This window comes from Microvirga sp. 3-52 (assembly GCF_018383585.1).
Lineage (GTDB): Bacteria > Pseudomonadota > Alphaproteobacteria > Rhizobiales > Beijerinckiaceae > Microvirga.
Genome location: NZ_JAHAMK010000028.1, coordinates 1 through 15,727, shown reverse-complemented (window position 1 = coordinate 15,727; position 15,727 = coordinate 1). Strand labels below are relative to the sequence as shown.

At 65.2% G+C, this 15,727-nt stretch carries 12 protein-coding genes; 7 read left to right on the top strand and 5 right to left on the bottom strand.

Annotation, left to right across the window (positions count from 1 at the left end; genetic code table 11):
* The first annotated feature begins 178 nt into the window (after positions 1–178).
* A complete protein-coding gene (gene purD, locus KHP60_RS18610; protein WP_213565819.1) occupies positions 179–1,456 on the top strand; it encodes a phosphoribosylamine--glycine ligase in 1,278 nt (425 codons plus the stop codon).
* A 150-nt stretch (positions 1,457–1,606) separates the two neighbouring features.
* Positions 1,607–2,515, top strand: a complete 909-nt coding sequence (locus KHP60_RS18605) for an alpha/beta fold hydrolase (protein ID WP_213565818.1) — start codon at positions 1,607–1,609, stop codon at positions 2,513–2,515.
* A 51-nt stretch (positions 2,516–2,566) separates the two neighbouring features.
* Here the strand turns inward: KHP60_RS18605 and KHP60_RS18600 are convergent, their stop codons facing one another.
* A complete protein-coding gene (locus KHP60_RS18600; RefSeq protein ID WP_213565865.1) occupies positions 2,567–2,995 on the bottom strand; it encodes a nucleoside deaminase in 429 nt (142 codons plus the stop codon).
* 105 nt (positions 2,996–3,100) lie between these two features.
* On the opposite strand from KHP60_RS18600, the gene KHP60_RS18595 reads away from it, so the two are divergent.
* A complete protein-coding gene (locus KHP60_RS18595; RefSeq protein WP_249688923.1) occupies positions 3,101–5,185 on the top strand; it encodes a pseudouridine synthase in 2,085 nt (694 codons plus the stop codon).
* Between the two features lie 244 nt (positions 5,186–5,429).
* Positions 5,430–5,999: a 16S rRNA (guanine(966)-N(2))-methyltransferase RsmD gene (rsmD, locus tag KHP60_RS18590; RefSeq protein ID WP_213565817.1), complete on the top strand. Its 570-nt coding sequence runs from the start codon at positions 5,430–5,432 to the stop codon at positions 5,997–5,999.
* Here rsmD and KHP60_RS18585 read toward each other — a convergent pair.
* Positions 5,991–6,758 carry a hypothetical protein gene (locus KHP60_RS18585; protein ID WP_213565816.1) on the bottom strand — a complete coding sequence of 256 codons (768 nt, stop codon included), beginning with the start codon at positions 6,756–6,758 and terminating at the stop codon, positions 5,991–5,993. The two genes, rsmD and KHP60_RS18585, sit on opposite strands and share 9 nt — an antisense overlap.
* 121 nt (positions 6,759–6,879) lie before the next feature.
* Between KHP60_RS18585 and KHP60_RS18580 the strand changes: the two genes are divergently transcribed.
* From KHP60_RS18580 to KHP60_RS18570, 3 genes are all read left to right on the top strand, one after another.
* Complete coding sequence (locus tag KHP60_RS18580) at positions 6,880–7,920, top strand: zinc-dependent alcohol dehydrogenase family protein (RefSeq protein ID WP_213565815.1); 1,041 nt, start codon at positions 6,880–6,882, stop codon at positions 7,918–7,920.
* Positions 7,921–9,168: 1,248 nt separating this feature from the next.
* Positions 9,169–10,212 (top strand): L-glyceraldehyde 3-phosphate reductase, encoded by a 1,044-nt coding sequence (mgrA, locus tag KHP60_RS18575; protein ID WP_213565814.1) that lies wholly within the window; start codon positions 9,169–9,171, stop codon positions 10,210–10,212.
* A 226-nt stretch (positions 10,213–10,438) separates the two neighbouring features.
* The gene (locus KHP60_RS18570; protein WP_213565813.1) at positions 10,439–10,843 is read left to right on the top strand and encodes a PilZ domain-containing protein; all 405 of its coding nucleotides are present in this window, start codon (positions 10,439–10,441) and stop codon (positions 10,841–10,843) included.
* A gap of 58 nt (positions 10,844–10,901) precedes the next feature.
* Here the strand turns inward: KHP60_RS18570 and KHP60_RS18565 are convergent, their stop codons facing one another.
* The 3 genes from KHP60_RS18565 to KHP60_RS18555 all read right to left on the bottom strand — a co-directional run bounded on the left by KHP60_RS18565 (position 10,902) and on the right by KHP60_RS18555 (position 15,291).
* A complete protein-coding gene (locus tag KHP60_RS18565; RefSeq protein WP_213565812.1) occupies positions 10,902–11,756 on the bottom strand; it encodes a transporter substrate-binding domain-containing protein in 855 nt (284 codons plus the stop codon).
* Between the two features lie 93 nt (positions 11,757–11,849).
* Entirely contained in the window at positions 11,850–13,700 is a 1,851-nt protein-coding gene (gene mutL, locus KHP60_RS18560; RefSeq protein ID WP_213565811.1) for a DNA mismatch repair endonuclease MutL, read from the bottom strand.
* Positions 13,701–13,974: 274 nt separating this feature from the next.
* The gene (locus tag KHP60_RS18555) at positions 13,975–15,291 is read right to left on the bottom strand and encodes a glucose-6-phosphate isomerase (RefSeq protein ID WP_213565810.1); all 1,317 of its coding nucleotides are present in this window, start codon (positions 15,289–15,291) and stop codon (positions 13,975–13,977) included.
* Positions 15,292–15,727: the final 436 nt, after the last annotated feature.

The window sequence follows — 15,727 nt, the reverse complement described above, 5'->3', positions numbered from 1 at the left end:
GCAAGGGAGCGAGGGTGCGCGTTCTCCGGAGAGGACACATTCGCTCCCATCATGGCAGGGCTTGACCCGGCCATGACATCCTGAACGCCGCAAGGTCGGGAATGTCAGTGGAACAATGCCCGGTTGAAGGGGGACCTCCATCCGGTTAAGAGCAGCCTGTCACAACAAGGCGGCAGGCATGAACATCCTTCTCATCGGATCGGGCGGACGCGAGCACGCATTGGCTCGCAGCATCTCGGCGAGTCCCCTGTGCGACAAGCTTCTTATCGCTCCCGGCAATCCCGGCACGGCGCAGCACGGCACCAATGTGGTGCTCGATGTGACGGACCACCGAGCGGTGATCGATCTGTGCCGGGTGATGGCGGTCGATTTCGTCGTGGTCGGGCCGGAGGCGCCGCTGGTGGCAGGGCTCGTGGACGATCTCACGGCTGCCGGGATCAAGGCGTTCGGTCCGAGCAAGGCTGCCGCCCAGCTCGAAGGCTCGAAGGCCTTCACCAAGGATCTGTGCGCCGAATTCAACATCCCGACCGCCGCCTATCGGCGCTTCACCGATGCGGAAGCGGCCAAAGCTTACGTCCGCAGTTACGGCGTGCCGACCGTGGTGAAGGCGGACGGCCTTGCAGCCGGCAAGGGCGTGGTTGTCGCCACCTCCTTCGAGGAAGCCGAAGAAGCCATCGACATGATGATCGGCGGCGGTCTCGGGGCGGCCGGAGCCGAGGTGGTGATCGAGGCGTTTCTCGAAGGCGAAGAGGCAAGTTTCTTTGCCCTCTGCGACGGCACCCATGCGATCCCCCTCGGCACGGCGCAGGACCACAAGCGCGTCTTCGACGGCGACCAGGGACCCAACACCGGCGGGATGGGGGCCTATTCGCCGGCCGCCGTGATGACGCCGGAGCTCCAGGACCGCGCCATGCGGGACATCATCGAGCCGACCCTCGCGGGCATGAAGGCACGCGGCACTCCCTATACGGGCATCCTCTATGCCGGGCTGATGCTCACCGGGGACGGGCCCCAGCTCATCGAATACAACGTCCGCCTCGGCGATCCCGAAACCCAGGTTCTTCTGCCGCGCCTGAAGTCCGATCTCGTAACGGCACTGCTTGCCGCCTGCGACGGTGTTCTGAACAGCATCTCCCTGCAATGGTCCGAACAAGCGGCGCTCACCGTCGTCATGGCCACACGAGGCTATCCGGGAGCCGTCGCGAAGGGTTCGGAGATCAAGGGCATCGAGAAGGCTGAAGAACTCGACGACGTCGTGGTCTTCCATGCCGGCACGAAACAGGATGGCGACAGGATCGTTGCCAATGGTGGACGCGTGCTCAATGTCACCGCCTTGGGGCGCACCATCTCCGAGGCGCAGAGGAAAGCCTATGAGGCCGTTGCCAGGATCGACTGGCCGGAGGGCTTCTGCCGGAAGGACATCGGCTGGCGTGCAGTGGAGCGCGAGTTGCACTGAGAAGCGCGTACTTCAATCGGGGGATGACGAAACGGAATCTTGTCCACTTTAAGTTGAAACTCTCTTTTTTCCTAAGCTGCCTCATCCCTTTCCCATGAGAATGCTCTAGCTTCACGGAGCGTTCTTCTTACAACCGGCGAGCGGCTTTTCATGAGCGACGATCTCTTCCCCGATTTCGAAAGCCACTGGATCGACACGGGAGTCGGGCGCATCTTCGCTCGCTCCAAAGGGACCGGAAAGCCGGTCGTTCTTCTGCATGGCTTTCCTGAAACCCACGCCATGTGGCACCACCTCGCCCCGACCCTGGCCGAGACCTACAAGGTCGTCTGCATGGACCTGCGCGGCTATGGCTGGTCCTCTGCGCCGGCAGGCGACCCGAAGCACGAGACCTATTCCAAGCGCGCCATGGGCCGGGACGTCGTTCAGGTCATGGAGGCCCTGGGCCATGTGCATTTCGCCGTCGTCGGGCACGACCGTGGAGCCCGTGTCGGGTACCGGCTCGCCCTCGATCATCCGGGCCGGGTGGAGCGGCTCGCCCTTCTCGACATTCTGCCGACCTACCATGTGTGGGAGCAGATGAGAGCAGGCAGAATTCCGGAAGTTCACTGGGGCTATCTCTCGCAGCCCTCTCCGAAACCGGAGGACGAGATCGGGCGCGATCCGATTCCCTATTTCGAAGGCCTGATGCGGGAATGGTCGGCCGCGGGCGATCTCAGTGCCTTCGATCATCGCGCGCTCCACGCCTACTGGCAGAGCTGCAACGAACCCAGCCGCATCCATGCCTTCTGCGAGGATTACCGTGCTGGCGCCACCCGAGACATCGAGGCAGACGAAGCCGATCTCGCCGCAGGCAAGACGATCCAGTGCCCGACCTATGTGATCTGGAGCGACTATTATCTCGTCAGCGGCCCTGTCGGAGACAGGAAGCAGCCGCTCGATATCTGGCACCAGAGCTTCGCCCCCAAGGCGACCGGCATCGGAGTCACGTCAGGGCATTTCGTAGCAGAAGAAAACCCGAGCGCGACCCTGGAGGCCCTGCAGGCGTTTCTCGCGGCGTAAGTTCACGATGAACCGGCAAGGTTTCCTCGTCGTCCGGGGCGCACCGGGCGCCTAACGCCGCCTTTCGAAAAAGGCCTTCAGCAGCGCCGCCGCTTCGCTTTCGCGGATGCCGCCGTAAACCTCCGGAGCGTGGTGGCAGGTGGGCTGGCCGAAGAAGCGCACACCGCTGTCGACCGCGCCGCCCTTCGGATCGCAAGCGGCATAATAGACGCGCCGGATTCGAGCGAAGGAGATGGCGGCCGCGCACATGGTGCAGGGCTCCAAGGTCACGTAGAGATCGCAGCCGGAAAGCCGCTCGTCGTCCAAGGCCTCGCAGGCGCGGCGGATGGCGAGCATTTCGGCATGGGCGGAGGGATCGCGCAGTTCCCGCGGCCGGTTGCCCGCTGCGGCGACAATGCGGCCATCCTTGACGATGGCAGCCCCCACCGGCACCTCCCCACGCGCCGCGGCGGCGCGGGCCTGGTCGAAGGCCACGCTCATGGGATCCGGTCCTCCCGGATCAAGCGGCTCCTGATCGGCGTTATCCGTCAAACGGTTCGTTCCTTAGTCCTCGCTTCTCTGACACTCCTCTGCTATCAGGCTCCCATGACCGACAGCAACGACGATAATCGCAGGGGCCGCTCCTCGGGACGCTCCGACCGTGGCCGCGCCTCCGGCGACAAACCCTTCCGCAAACCCCGCGAGGGCGGCGATCGCCCCTTCAGCGCCCGAGGCGACGACGACCGCCCGCGCAAGCCGCGTGAAGGAGGCGACCGGCCTTTCCGCAGCCGCGATGGCGATAAGCCGTTCCGCCCGCGCGGAGAAGGTGGCGAACGCCCCTTCCGCAGCCGGGACAGCGATGATCGTCCCCGCCGCTCCGAGAGCGGCGACAAGAAGCCCTTCCGGCCCCGCGGCGAGGGTGGCGACAAGCCGTTCCGCGCCCGCAGCGCCGGTGACAAGCCTTTCCGCGGCCGGTCCGGCGACGAACGCCCGCGCCGTTTCGACCGCGCCGGTGAGGACCGCCCACGCCGCGCCCGCGAGGAGCGCCCCGAGGTTCAGGCCGAACCGCAGGAGCCTGCCGAGGATCGTGTGGCCAAAGTCATCGCCCGCGCCGGCATCGCGTCCCGCCGCGACGCGGAGGTGCTGATCGCCGAGGGTCGCGTCACCCTCAACGGCAAGGTGCTGGAATCCCCCGCAATCAACGTGACGGCGGCCGACAAGATCACCGTGGACGGCGAGCCCCTGCCCGCCAAGGAGCGCACGCGCCTGTGGCTTTTCCACAAGCCGCGCGGCCTCGTGACCACGGCCCGTGATCCGGAAGGACGGCCGACCGTGTTCGATAACCTGCCCGAGGACCTGCCCCGCGTGGTGGCGGTCGGTCGGCTCGACATCAACACGGAAGGGCTTCTGCTCCTCACCAATGACGGCGGCCTTGCCCGCGTGATCGCCCATCCCGATACCGGCTGGCTGCGGCGCTACAAGGTGCGCGCCCACGGCGAGATCAACCAGGCGGACCTCGACCGCCTGCGCGACGGCATCAGCATCGACGGCATCGATTACGGCCCCATCGAGGCGCGTCTCGACCGGGTGCAGGGCGACAATGCATGGATCACCATGGGCCTGCGCGAGGGCAAGAACCGCGAGATCAAGCGCATCCTCGAGCATATGGGCGTGCAGGTGAACCGCCTGATCCGCATGTCCTTCGGTCCGTTCCAGCTTGGCGACCTCGAGGTCGGCCTCGTGGAGGAGGTGCGCACCAAGGTGCTGAAGGATCAGCTCGGAGAGGCGCTCGCCCTCGAGGCCGGTGTCGATTTCGAAAGCCCGGTGCGTGAGCCCATCGCGCCCTTCGGCTCCCCAAAGAAGCAGGATCGTGACGAGCGCGGCGAGCGGCCCTCGCGCTTCGGTCGCGACCGGGACGAGGAGCGCCCGCGCCGTCGCCGTGACGAGGATGAGCGGCCATCCCGTTCCCGCGATGGGGACCGCTTCGGCCGCGACGAGGAAGAACCCAGGAAGCACCCGTCGCGCCTCGATGTGAAGACCAGCGTATGGCGTGCCGGCGAGAGCGACGAGGACGCCCCGCGCCGGAAGGCTCCGCGCCGCGGCGCCGATCCGAAGGAGGCTCGCACAGCCAGCGGTGGGCGCCAGCGCGAACGCGTCGGCGCCATTTCGTCGAGCGAGGGCCGCAAGGTCGTGGTGGAGCGTCTCGTGCGCCAGCCGCAGGAAGAGGAAGCGCCCGCTCCGCGCAGGGGCCGCGGCGCTGCCGGTGGCGAGGATCGTCCGCGCCGTCGGGACGACCGCGATGCGGCTCCGGCCCGCCGCAGCCGCGAGGGTGGAGACCGCCCTTCGCGCCGCGATGACGAGCGCCCCCGGCGCCCAGCCGGCGACCGGCCCTTCCGGGCGCGCTCCGAGGGAGCCGAGGATCGTCCCCGCGCTCGCCAAGGCGAGCGCCCCTTCCGCTCCCGCGAGGGAGGCGACGACCGCCCGCGCAAGCCACAGGGCGACCGTCCGTTCCGCGCCCGTGGCGACGATGACCGTCCCCGTCGCGGCCCTCCGAGAGGGGATGCTCCCTCCCGTGGTGCACCGAGGGGTGGAGGCTTCAAGGGCGGCCCGAAAGGTGCGTCCAAGGGCGGAGCCTCGAAGGGCGGCTTCAAAGGCGGTGGCTCCAAGGGCGGCCCGCGCGGCCGCCGTTGATGGACGCCTAACAACACCGTGGTCCACCTGAGAGTTTATCTTATATGACCCTGGCGGCTCTCCTGCCCCTTGTGGGGAGGAGCTGGAGGTGGGGGTGTGAGCGCCACGCTGGTCCAGTCCAGCACCGGCACCCCCACCCTTAGCCCCTCTCCACAAGGGGGAGGGAAACAGCGCCTGCGCTTTCATGAGTGAGCCTCTCAGGTTAAGGGCTTCTGGAGAGTTTCCTGGAACCAAGGATCAAGCCATGAGAATCGTGGGCGGGCGCTGGCGCGGCCGCTCGCTCAAGGGGCCGAGTTCGGACGCGATCCGCCCGACCTCGGACCGCCTGCGCGAGACGCTCTTCAACATCCTGCAGCACGGCTATGACGACCCTGTCGAGGGTGCGCGCGTGCTCGATCTTTTCGCCGGCACCGGCGCCCTTGGGCTGGAGGCGCTCTCGCGCGGCGCCGCCTTCGCACTCTTCGTCGACGACGGCGCGCAGTCCCGCGGCATCATCCGCGAGAACGTGGAAGCCCTCGGCGCCGGCGGCGCCACCCGCCTCTTCCGCCGCGACGCCACCCGCATGGGAGAGGCCGCTCCCAACGCTCCCTTCTCCATCGTGTTCTGCGATCCACCCTACGGCCGGGACCTCGCGCCGAAAGCCCTGCGCTCCTGCGCCGAGGGCGGCTGGCTCGGGCCCGATGCGCTCGTGATCGTGGAAGAGGCGCAAGGCGTCGAGGTGACGCTGCCGGAAGGGTTCGAGGAGATCGAGCGGCGTGATTACGGGGAGACGAAGGTGGTGTTCGGGCGGTTCAGGGGGGACCGCCTATTCTGATGCCGTTCGTGTTCCGCTCCGCTTTCGAATCCGAATACCCACGACAACGAAAGCTCCCCCCAGACAAAGCGAAGCGAGCCAGGGAGCTGAGGTCAATCCTCCAAGCATGCTGAAGAAGCCTGACACCAGAATAAGAAACAACCCCATTCCTGCGATCAGCACGATTGCTAGGGCAGCCATGAAGGTCTCGAAGTATCGAGTTCTTACCTCTCGCATGATGACGATGGCAGCTGCAGCCAACAGAGCGCATAGAGCGCCGATGACCCCGTTGAATATTATCCCGGCCAGTCTGCTGGACAGCATCGTTCCATAACTCAGGATCTTTTCCCGAAAGTTCGGATCCCGGCGCGCAAATCCCCAGCTTTCTGAACCATCCTCCAGCTCCCATAATCCCTCGCGTTCATCATCTGAACGGCTCGGGACAACTGGTCCTTGCTGAAAAGTCGAGGAATCAGGATCAAGGATTTCTCCGGCCGAGAAATCAAAGATGAGGCATCGTCCTTCATCAGAACAGTCGAGTGCCATCGAACGTGACTTATGACTTCGTGCCAGCAAGCGTCCCTGCGCATCAAGGATGAGGACACGCACAGGATCAGGACCGAAAATTCCGTCTCCGTTCAAGAGCCTTGCCTCTCCCATCTCGCCGTTGGGAAGTCGGATCTTCTCGACCTGTGTGAAGTAAGGTCGGTGCGCGAAAGCCGGAGAGGCGCCCATGACAGCGTTGACGAGCATCAGAATGAAGGTAGCGATCTGCTTCATGAAGCAAGCGTAGCAATAATATATTGCTCAGTCATCTTCGATGGACGGCGTCAGCATTTGCCCCATCATGGCCGGCCCGCTATACCGCTCCTCCCTGTTGGTCGCGTAGGAAAGGCTCATCATGAAAGCGGTTCTCTTCGAGCAGTTCGGCCAGCCGCCGCGCGTGCAGAACGTGCCGGATCCGACACCCTCAGCGGAGGGCGTCGTGATCAAAGTGGAGGCGACGGGCCTGTGCCGCAGCGACTGGCATGGCTGGATAGGGCACGATCCCGACGTGGTGCTGCCGCATGTGCCGGGGCACGAGCTCGCCGGCACGGTCCTCGCGACCGGCCAGCAGGTCACGCGCTGGAAGACGGGCGATCGCGTCACGGTGCCGTTCGTCGGCGGCTGCGGCCATTGCCATGAATGCCATTCCGGGAACCATCAGGTCTGCGAGCAGCAATTTCAACCGGGTTTCACGGCCTGGGGCTCGTTTGCGGAATATGTGGCGGTCGATTACGCGGATACGAACCTCGTCGCGCTGCCGGACGAGCTCGACTTCGCCACTGCCGCGAGCCTCGGCTGCCGCTTTGTCACGTCTTTCCGTGCCATCGTCGACCAAGGACGCGTAAAGCCCGGGGAATGGGTGGCGGTGCATGGATGCGGCGGCGTGGGGCTGTCCGCAATCATGATCGCGAGCGCCATGGGGTCGAACGTGATCGCCATCGATCTCACGGACGAGAAGCTCGCCTTCGCGAGAGCCATGGGCGCCGTGGCGACGGTGAATGCGCGAGACAGCAAGGATGTGGTCGGCACGGTCAAGGACATCACCAAGGGCGGCGCGCATGTGTCCATCGATGCCCTGGGCCATCCGGCCACCTGCTTCAACTCCATCGCCAATCTGCGCCGCCGCGGGCGTCACGTGCAGGTCGGGTTGATGGTGGGCGAGCATGCCCGCGCGCAGGTGCCGATGGCGCAGATCATCGCGCATGAACTGGAGGTCTACGGCAGCCACGGCATGCAGGCCTTCCGCTACCAGGACATGATGGCCATGATCCGCACCGGCAAGCTCGCGCCGCAGAAGCTCGTCGGCAAGCACATCAGCCTCGATGAGGCGCCCGACGCCCTCATGGCGATGGATCGGTTCGAAGGCCTTGGCATCAGCGTCATTACGCGTTTCTGAGAGTGACAAGCGCACGGCGCGTGCTTGTCATCTCCGGGCTTGGTCCCGGCCATGACGGCCGTGTGAATGGATGATGCCGGATGAGCCGCGGCCTTTCACCCCTCCAACGTCATCACCGGCCTTGTGCCGGTGATCTCGATGATTGGAGCGCCGCGCTCCACCGCATCGGGATGGCCGGGTCTGATCCCCGGATCAAGTCCGGGGACGGCCATGACGTGTGAGGGTGGGATGACGTCTGCGGGTGGATGATCGTCCTCTGTCAAAGAGCCAGCACCCGTAGGCCCAGGGCTTGGGAGCCCTGAGCCGTCAGGTTGATCGAGGGAGGTGCGACGGGCCGCCCGGCTCGATGATCTAGGGTTTGATGGAAGAGCCAGGATGCCTCTTCGCGCACGGCTTCTTTAGGCGGACAGGAGAGGCAGGCTCAGTCGACCGCCGCAGGCGGGGTCGTCTGCGCGACGGGGGCCTGCGACCGATCCCGACTACCCGCCCAGGCATCCTGGGCCTCCTGTCATGCGGGCTTGCGAGACCCGCACACAGGACCGGGCCGGCTCCCACGCTGCGACGCCTCGAGCGCGCCCCTCGNTCCTGGGCCTCCTGTCATGCGGGCTTGCGAGACCCGCACACAGGACCGGGCCGGCTCCCACGCTGCGACGCCTCGAGCGCGCCCCTCGTCAGGAACCGATCTAAGGCAACTCTCTAGCTTGTGTGCAACACAGTGTCAAGAACAAAGTGAGAACATTGTCCCCAGGCCTGACCACGCCCTCCACGTCATCGCCGGCCTCGTGCCGGTGATCCCGATTGTGTGAAACGCCGCGCTCTTCCGTATCGGGATGGCCGGGTCAAGCCCGGCCATGACAGCAGGAGGAGGGGTGCGACGGGATGATGGACGACGCCGGATGAGCCGCAGCCTTCCACTTCCCCGTCCACGTCATCGCCTCCCCACGCCACCACCTCCTCCCCGTCATCACCGGGCTTGTGCTGGGCATCCCGATTAGGAAAAGCGACGCGCTCTTCACATCGGGATACCCGGCACAAGCCCGACCCTGCCGGGAGACGGTATTGGTCGGGTTTCGCGGCGCGGCTCGGAGTGATGGCGGAGGATGCCATGACGTCAAGTTTTCACCCGACCGCGCGCCCCTGCCCTGCCTCGCCATGACGAAACACGCATGCATGCGTCACTCATGTTGTTGAACGCGTCTGAGCCGCGCTATGTAAATCGTCTGCCTCATTGCACTGCTGGAGAGTTCGATGGCCTACCTGCCCGCTGAGAACCGCTACGACGAGATGATCTACAATCGGTGCGGCCGCAGCGGGCTGCTGCTGCCGGCGATTTCGCTCGGGCTCTGGCACAATTTCGGTGAGGACAAGTCGGCCGCCACCGCGCGGGAGATCTGCCGGACGGCCTTCGATCTCGGCATCACGCATTTCGATCTCGCGAACAATTACGGCCCTCCCCCCGGTTCGGCCGAGACGCTGTTCGGCGAGATCCTGCGCAACGATTTCCATGGGCTGCGCGACGAGCTGGTGATCTCCACCAAGGCGGGATACCGCATGTGGCCGGGCCCCTATGGCGAGTGGGGCAGCCGCAAGTACCTGCTGTCGAGCCTCGACCAGAGTCTCAAGCGCTTAGGCGCCAACTATGTCGACATCTTCTATTCCCACCGCTTCGATCCGGAAACGCCGCTTGAAGAGACCATGCTGGCGCTCGATTCGGCCGTACGACAGGGCAAGGCGCTCTATGTCGGCCTCTCGTCGTACAACAGCCAGCGCACCCGCGAGGCGGTAGGCATTCTGCGCGAACTCGGGACGCCCTGCATCATCCATCAGCCGAGCTATTCCATGCTCAACCGCTGGGTCGAGGAGGACGGGCTGCTCGACACCCTCGACGATCTGGGCCTCGGCTCCATCGTGTTCTCGCCGCTGGCCCAGGGCATGCTGACGACGAAATATCTGAACGGCATTCCCGACGAGAGCCGCGCGGCCCAGGGCAAGTCCCTGCGCCCGAGCTTTCTCAACGAGGACAACATCGCCCGCATCCGCGGCCTGAACGGCATCGCCGAACGGCGCGGACAGACCCTGGCGCAGATGGCGCTGGCATGGGTTCTGCGTGGCGGACGCGTCACCTCGGCGCTCATCGGCGCGAGCCGCCCCGAGCAGGTCGTCGATTGTGTCGGGGCGCTCAAGAACCCATCGTTCACGGCGGATGAACTCGCCGAAATCGACCGCTATGCCGGCGAGGGCAATCTGAACATCTGGGCGGCCTCGGCGGAACGCAAAGGGCCGTCGCGCTGAATTCCGTCAAAGGCGTTAAAGCATCGGACCCAAAAGTGGATTTGCACTTTTGGGTCCGATGCTTTCTCCATAAAATGAGAGCATCGTTGTGCGCGGAAAAACCGGGTCCACTTTTCCGCACGATGCTTTAGCTTTTAGGCGGATACCTCTTAGGAGGGGCTTGAGAAGTCGGTTAACAAATGGTTAATGCCAAGGTTCATTGGCCATTTGACCGAAGGTCGCCTCCATGGTTCCCGTCACCGCCCTCGACAATCGTCGGCAAGCCAGGCGTTTTCGCACCCATCACCCGGCAAAAATCATGCTGGGCCCTGAGGCGATGATCTCCTGCATGGTGAAGGATATCTCCACCGGCGGCGCCAGGATCGCGGTCAAGCGGCACATGGACCTGCCAGAGACCTTCGAGCTGTACATCGCAGCCCATGACCTGCAGGTTCGCCGCGCACGGGTGTGCTGGCGCCATGGTGATTTCGCGGGCGTCGCGTTCAGCGCCGAAGAGGCCGATATGACCCCAGCCGTGAATGCAGCCGAGACGCTGCGATTCGAGGATTGCCTCGACCAGGCCGCCCTGCCGGCTCATCTCGCATCCGCCCCGGCGCGCAAGGACCTCAAGCTCTACCGCACTTCAGTCTGACCGATCGCGCTCCGATTCCGAACCCATGGTTCATGGCAGTCAGTGACTGCGACACCGCTCAAGTCACCGGCGTGATGTCGATCTTGAACCACTTCTCGGAAAGTTTCTTGATGGTTCCATCCGCCTTGGCGGCCGCGATCGCATCGTTGAACATGGCCTTCAGATCGGTGTCCTCCTGGCGAAGACCGGCGCCGACGCCAGGCCCCAGAAGGCCTCCGGTGATCGACGGTCCGACCAGGACGTAGTCCTTGAACTCGGGCTTGCGCAGGGTGCCGCTCAGCGCCGTCGCATCCGCCAGAACCGCATCGATGCGCCCGGCCGCAAGATCGAGATCATGCTGTTCCGTGGTCTTGTACTCGCGGATCTCGGCGACATCCTTCAGATACTTGTCCGAAAAGTTCGAGTGGATGGTCGAGGTCTGGACACCGATGGTCTTGCCCTTCAGGAGCGGCTTCAGATCGGCGATGGCCTTCTCGGCGGCCGCCTGCTGGCTCGACAGGTTGAAGGATTGGCCGGTCCCCGGCATCTTGGCGAGCGGCGAGTCCTTGGGAACGAGGAAGCCGTTGGGTCCGGCCGCATAGGGGTTCGAGAAGTCGATGGTCTTCTTGCGCTCGTCGGTGATGCTCATGCCGGCCATGATGGCATCGTACTTCTTCGCCTGAAGCGCCGGAATGATGCCGTCCCAGTCCTGGGCGACGATCTCGCACTTCACCTTCATGCGCCCGCAGAGTTCGTTGGCAAGGTCGATCTCGAAACCCTCGAGCTTGCCGCCCGCGCCCGTGAAGTTCCACGGCTCATAGGCGCCTTCCGTGGCGATCTTGACGGTTTCCCACTTCTTGCCTTGCGCGAAGGCGCCACCAACCGCCAGCGCGGCGCCGAGGAGAGAGACACTAACGATTTGCGTGACCTTCATCGCCATTCTCCTTTTCAAAAGACTGGCCTAGGGCTGAATCCAGCGCATTCACACGCCTATGCGTAGAACGCTCGCCCTCCGCGGCAATGTTCCCTACCGCCGTCCGAACAATCGCTCGATATCGGTCAGCTTGAGCTCCACGTAGGTCGGCCGCCCGTGATTGCACTGACCGGAGAGCGGCGTCGCTTCCATCTCGCGCAGCAGGGCGTTCATCTCCTCGGGCCGCATGCGCCGCCCGGCCCGGATGGAACCGTGGCAGGACATGCGCGAGAGCACGGAATCCAGGCGCTCCTCCAGAGGGTTCGGGGCCCCCTGCCCCCATTCGGCCAGGGCATCGGCCACATCCTGCACCAGTGCCTTGATGCGCCCGCCCGCGAGAGCGGAAGGCACCTCCCGCACCAGCAGCGCGCCGTGACCGAAAGGTTCGATCACGAGGCCGAGGCTCTCGAGGGAGGAGGCCTCCGCCAGGACGCGGTCGGCATCGACGGGATCGAGATCGACCACCTCGGGGATCAGCAGCAATTGTCGTGCAATGCCCGACGAAGCGCGCTCACGCTTCAGGCGCTCGTAAACGAGGCGCTCATGGGCCGCGTGCTGGTCGACGATGACGATGCCGTCCTGCGTCTGCGCGACGATGTAAGTGCCGTGCAATTGCGCGCGGGCGGCACCGAGAGGCGCCTCTTCGGTTTCCGGCTCGATCTCTTGAAGCGTCGCGCGGCCGTCCGCGGAGGGGCTTGCAAGATCGGGAAGGCTCGCCTGTCGTTCGGCAAGGCCGGACGCCGAGGCATACGATCTCTCCGGTCCATCGAGCGGAGCCTGCCAATTGGCGAAGGCGCTGGTCGGGCGGATCGCGTGCGTGCGATGCGGATAGGCGGGACGCGAGAGCAGCGCTCCCTGAGGACGCAGGCTTTCCAGCGTGCGCGTTCCGCCCGTCGACGAGGCACGGAACGCATGGCGGGTGATGGCCTCCTTCAGGGCGCCCACCACGAAGCCGCGCACGAAAGCAGGATCGCGGAAGCGTACTTCGGTCTTGGCCGGATGCACGTTGACGTCCACCGCCCGCGGATCGAGATCGATCATGATGGCAAGCACCGGATGCCGATCGGACGCCATCACATCCGCATAGGCGCCGCGCACGGCCCCGAGCAGCAGCTTGTCGCGCACGGGCCGTCCGTTGACCACGAAATGGATCGCGGTTCCGGTGCCGCGATGATAGGTCGGCAGGCTCGCGAAGCCCGTGAGCCGCACGCCCTCGCGCTCGACCCCGATGGACATGGCATTCTCGTGGAACTCTGCGCCGAGCACCCGCGAGAGACGGCGCAGGAAGCCGTGCTCGCCGGGCTCCTCCGGCGGATAGGTGAAGGCGGTGACGTGCTCGCCCGACAGGGTGAAGCGGATCGTCGGATGCGCGATGGCGAGCCGCTTGACGATCTCCGCCACCGCCTGCGCCTCGGATCGGTCGCTCTTGAGGAATTTCAGGCGCGCGGGCGTGGCGGAAAAAAGATCCGTCACCTCGACGCGCGTGCCTTTCGGCGCAGGAGCCGGGCGCACGGGACCTTTGACGCCGGCCTCCACCACGATGGATGAGCCGGTCTCCGCCTCGGCCGTGCAGGTGACGATGGAAAGGCGCGCGACGGCACCGATGGAGGGCAAAGCTTCGCCGCGGAAACCTAGGGTATTGATCGAAAACAGATCGCCGTCGGGCAGCTTGGAGGTGGCATGGCGCTCGACCGCCAGCTCCAGATCCTCCGGGGTCATGCCCCGGCCATCGTCGATGATGCGGATCAGGCGCCGTCCGCCGGCCTCGACCGCAATCTCGATGGAGGAAGCGCCGGCATCGACGGCGTTCTCCACAAGCTCCTTCACCGCCGCGGCAGGGCGCTCGACGACCTCGCCCGCAGCAATGCGGTCGACGAGGATGGGATCGAGGCGACGGACATGCATGCGAGGCGCTGACCTTCAGATTCGAAAGAGAGAACATAGGGGGCGAACGCGGCGGAAACCAGAACGCGCGACGTTATTCCCCTGCCGTCTTCACGTGTCATCCCGGACGGCGCAGCCGATCCAGGATCGGCACCCAGGATGGACATGCCGCTTGCCGTCATCACCGGCCTCGTGCCGGTGATCCCGATTGCATGAAGCGGCGAGCCTCTCCTGATCGCGATGGCTGGCACAAGGCCGGCCATGACATGGGGGCATGACGTGGAATGATGATCCCTCACCCCTGCGTCAGGTATTCCTTCGCAAGGATCTTGGCTTCTTCCACGGCCGGCTGATCGAACGGGTCGACGCCCGTGGCGTAGCCGGCCAGGATCGTCTCCAGCATGAAATGCATGAGGAGTTCGCCCAGGGCGCGCTCGTTCAGGGTCTCGATGTGAATCTGACGGGTCGGGCGGCTGTTCTTGGCGAAGGTGTCGGCCATGGCGCGGCCCTGGGCCGCCACAAGGTCGCCGATGGTCCTGCCGGCGAAACCCGTCTGGCCCGCGCGCTTGGCCAGCGCCTCGTTCATGACAGGCCCCTTGCCGGCAACGCCCGTGGTCAGCACCGTGAAGAGCTTGTCGTTGGGGCCGGCGAGATAGAGCTGCTGCTGGCTGTGCTGGTCCACAGGTCCGATGGCCGCGACGGGCTGCGTGCCCTTGCCGTCCTTGCCCACGCTCTCGGCCCAGAGCTGGACCCACCAGCGGGTGAAGCGCTCGAGACGATCCGCATAGGCCATGGTGACCGCAATGCCCTTGCCGGCCTTGGCCGCCGCGACGTTCAGGGCAGCGCCCAGGGCGGCCGGCGCGTCCATGGCTGCGGCGCCTTTGCGGAAGGGCTCATAGGCATCCGCCGCGCCCTGGCGGATGGCTTCGATGTCGAGACCGAGCACGGCGGCCGGCAAGAGGCCCACATTGGTAAGCACCGAATAGCGCCCGCCGATCCCCGTGTGATGCTCCAGGAAGCGCACGCCCTCGGGCTCCAGGAGATCGCGAAGAGCGTTCTTGCCGCCATCCTTGCGCGGTTCGGACAGGCCGAGGAACAGATCGTTGGGATGGGAGCGCAGGCCGGCCTTCTCCAGGGCCGTGAGCACGGCAATGGTCTGCATCAGGGTCTCGCCCGTGCCGCCGGATTTCGAGATCGCCACGAACTTGGTCGAGGAGAGCGGCAGCTTGTGCAGGACGCGGTCGAAGGTGATGGGATCGAGATTGTCGAGGAAGTGGATGCGCGGGCTCTCGGTGAAGCGGCCTGTGCCCGGCACCGCGTAATCCTTCAGCTGAGCCAGGGTCTGCCCGCCGAGGCTCGATCCCCCCACGCCGAGAATGACCACATCGGTAGCGTCATCCCGCAGGAAGGCTGCCGCCTCGCGAATGCTTGCCAGATCGTCCGTGGTGCGAGGCATATGGAGCAGCGGCAGCCGGCCCGAAGCATCGTCCTCGGCCAGCCGCTTCATGGCATCGCCGACAAGCCGCAGCGCGTCGTCGAGCGCCGCCTGCGGCAGACCGCCTCCCCCGATATTGGCGTCAAGGGCAAGATCGATCGATTGCTGCAGGGCCATAAGCGTACTCCGACTCGTTCTAAGTGGGAGCGAAAGATTAGGGCAGAGAGGGGCCTGAGGCTAGGGTCGTGACAACGAGCCGGAAGTCTCTACCCTTAGAGGCTGATCAGGATTGACACCCTCCGACGTCATGGCCGGCCTTGTGCCGGCCATCCCGATGCTGTGAAGCGCGGCGCTTTTCGGATCGTCATCACCGGCACGAGGCCGGTGATGACGACGGAGGTGGGTTTCAAGCTAGACTCTCAGGATGAAGTGAGAGCTTTACGAGACAGGCTCTTAGCTCGACTTTGGCCATTTGACGGGCTGCATACTGAGCGCATTGGAGGCGGCGAAGCGAACGATGCGGTAGGCTGGCGTGTCCCCGCCAAGAGACACCGCCATGCCACACCTGCCCGCCCGCTTCGCCGCGATCATTTTAGCGTTTGCGCCGCTGTTT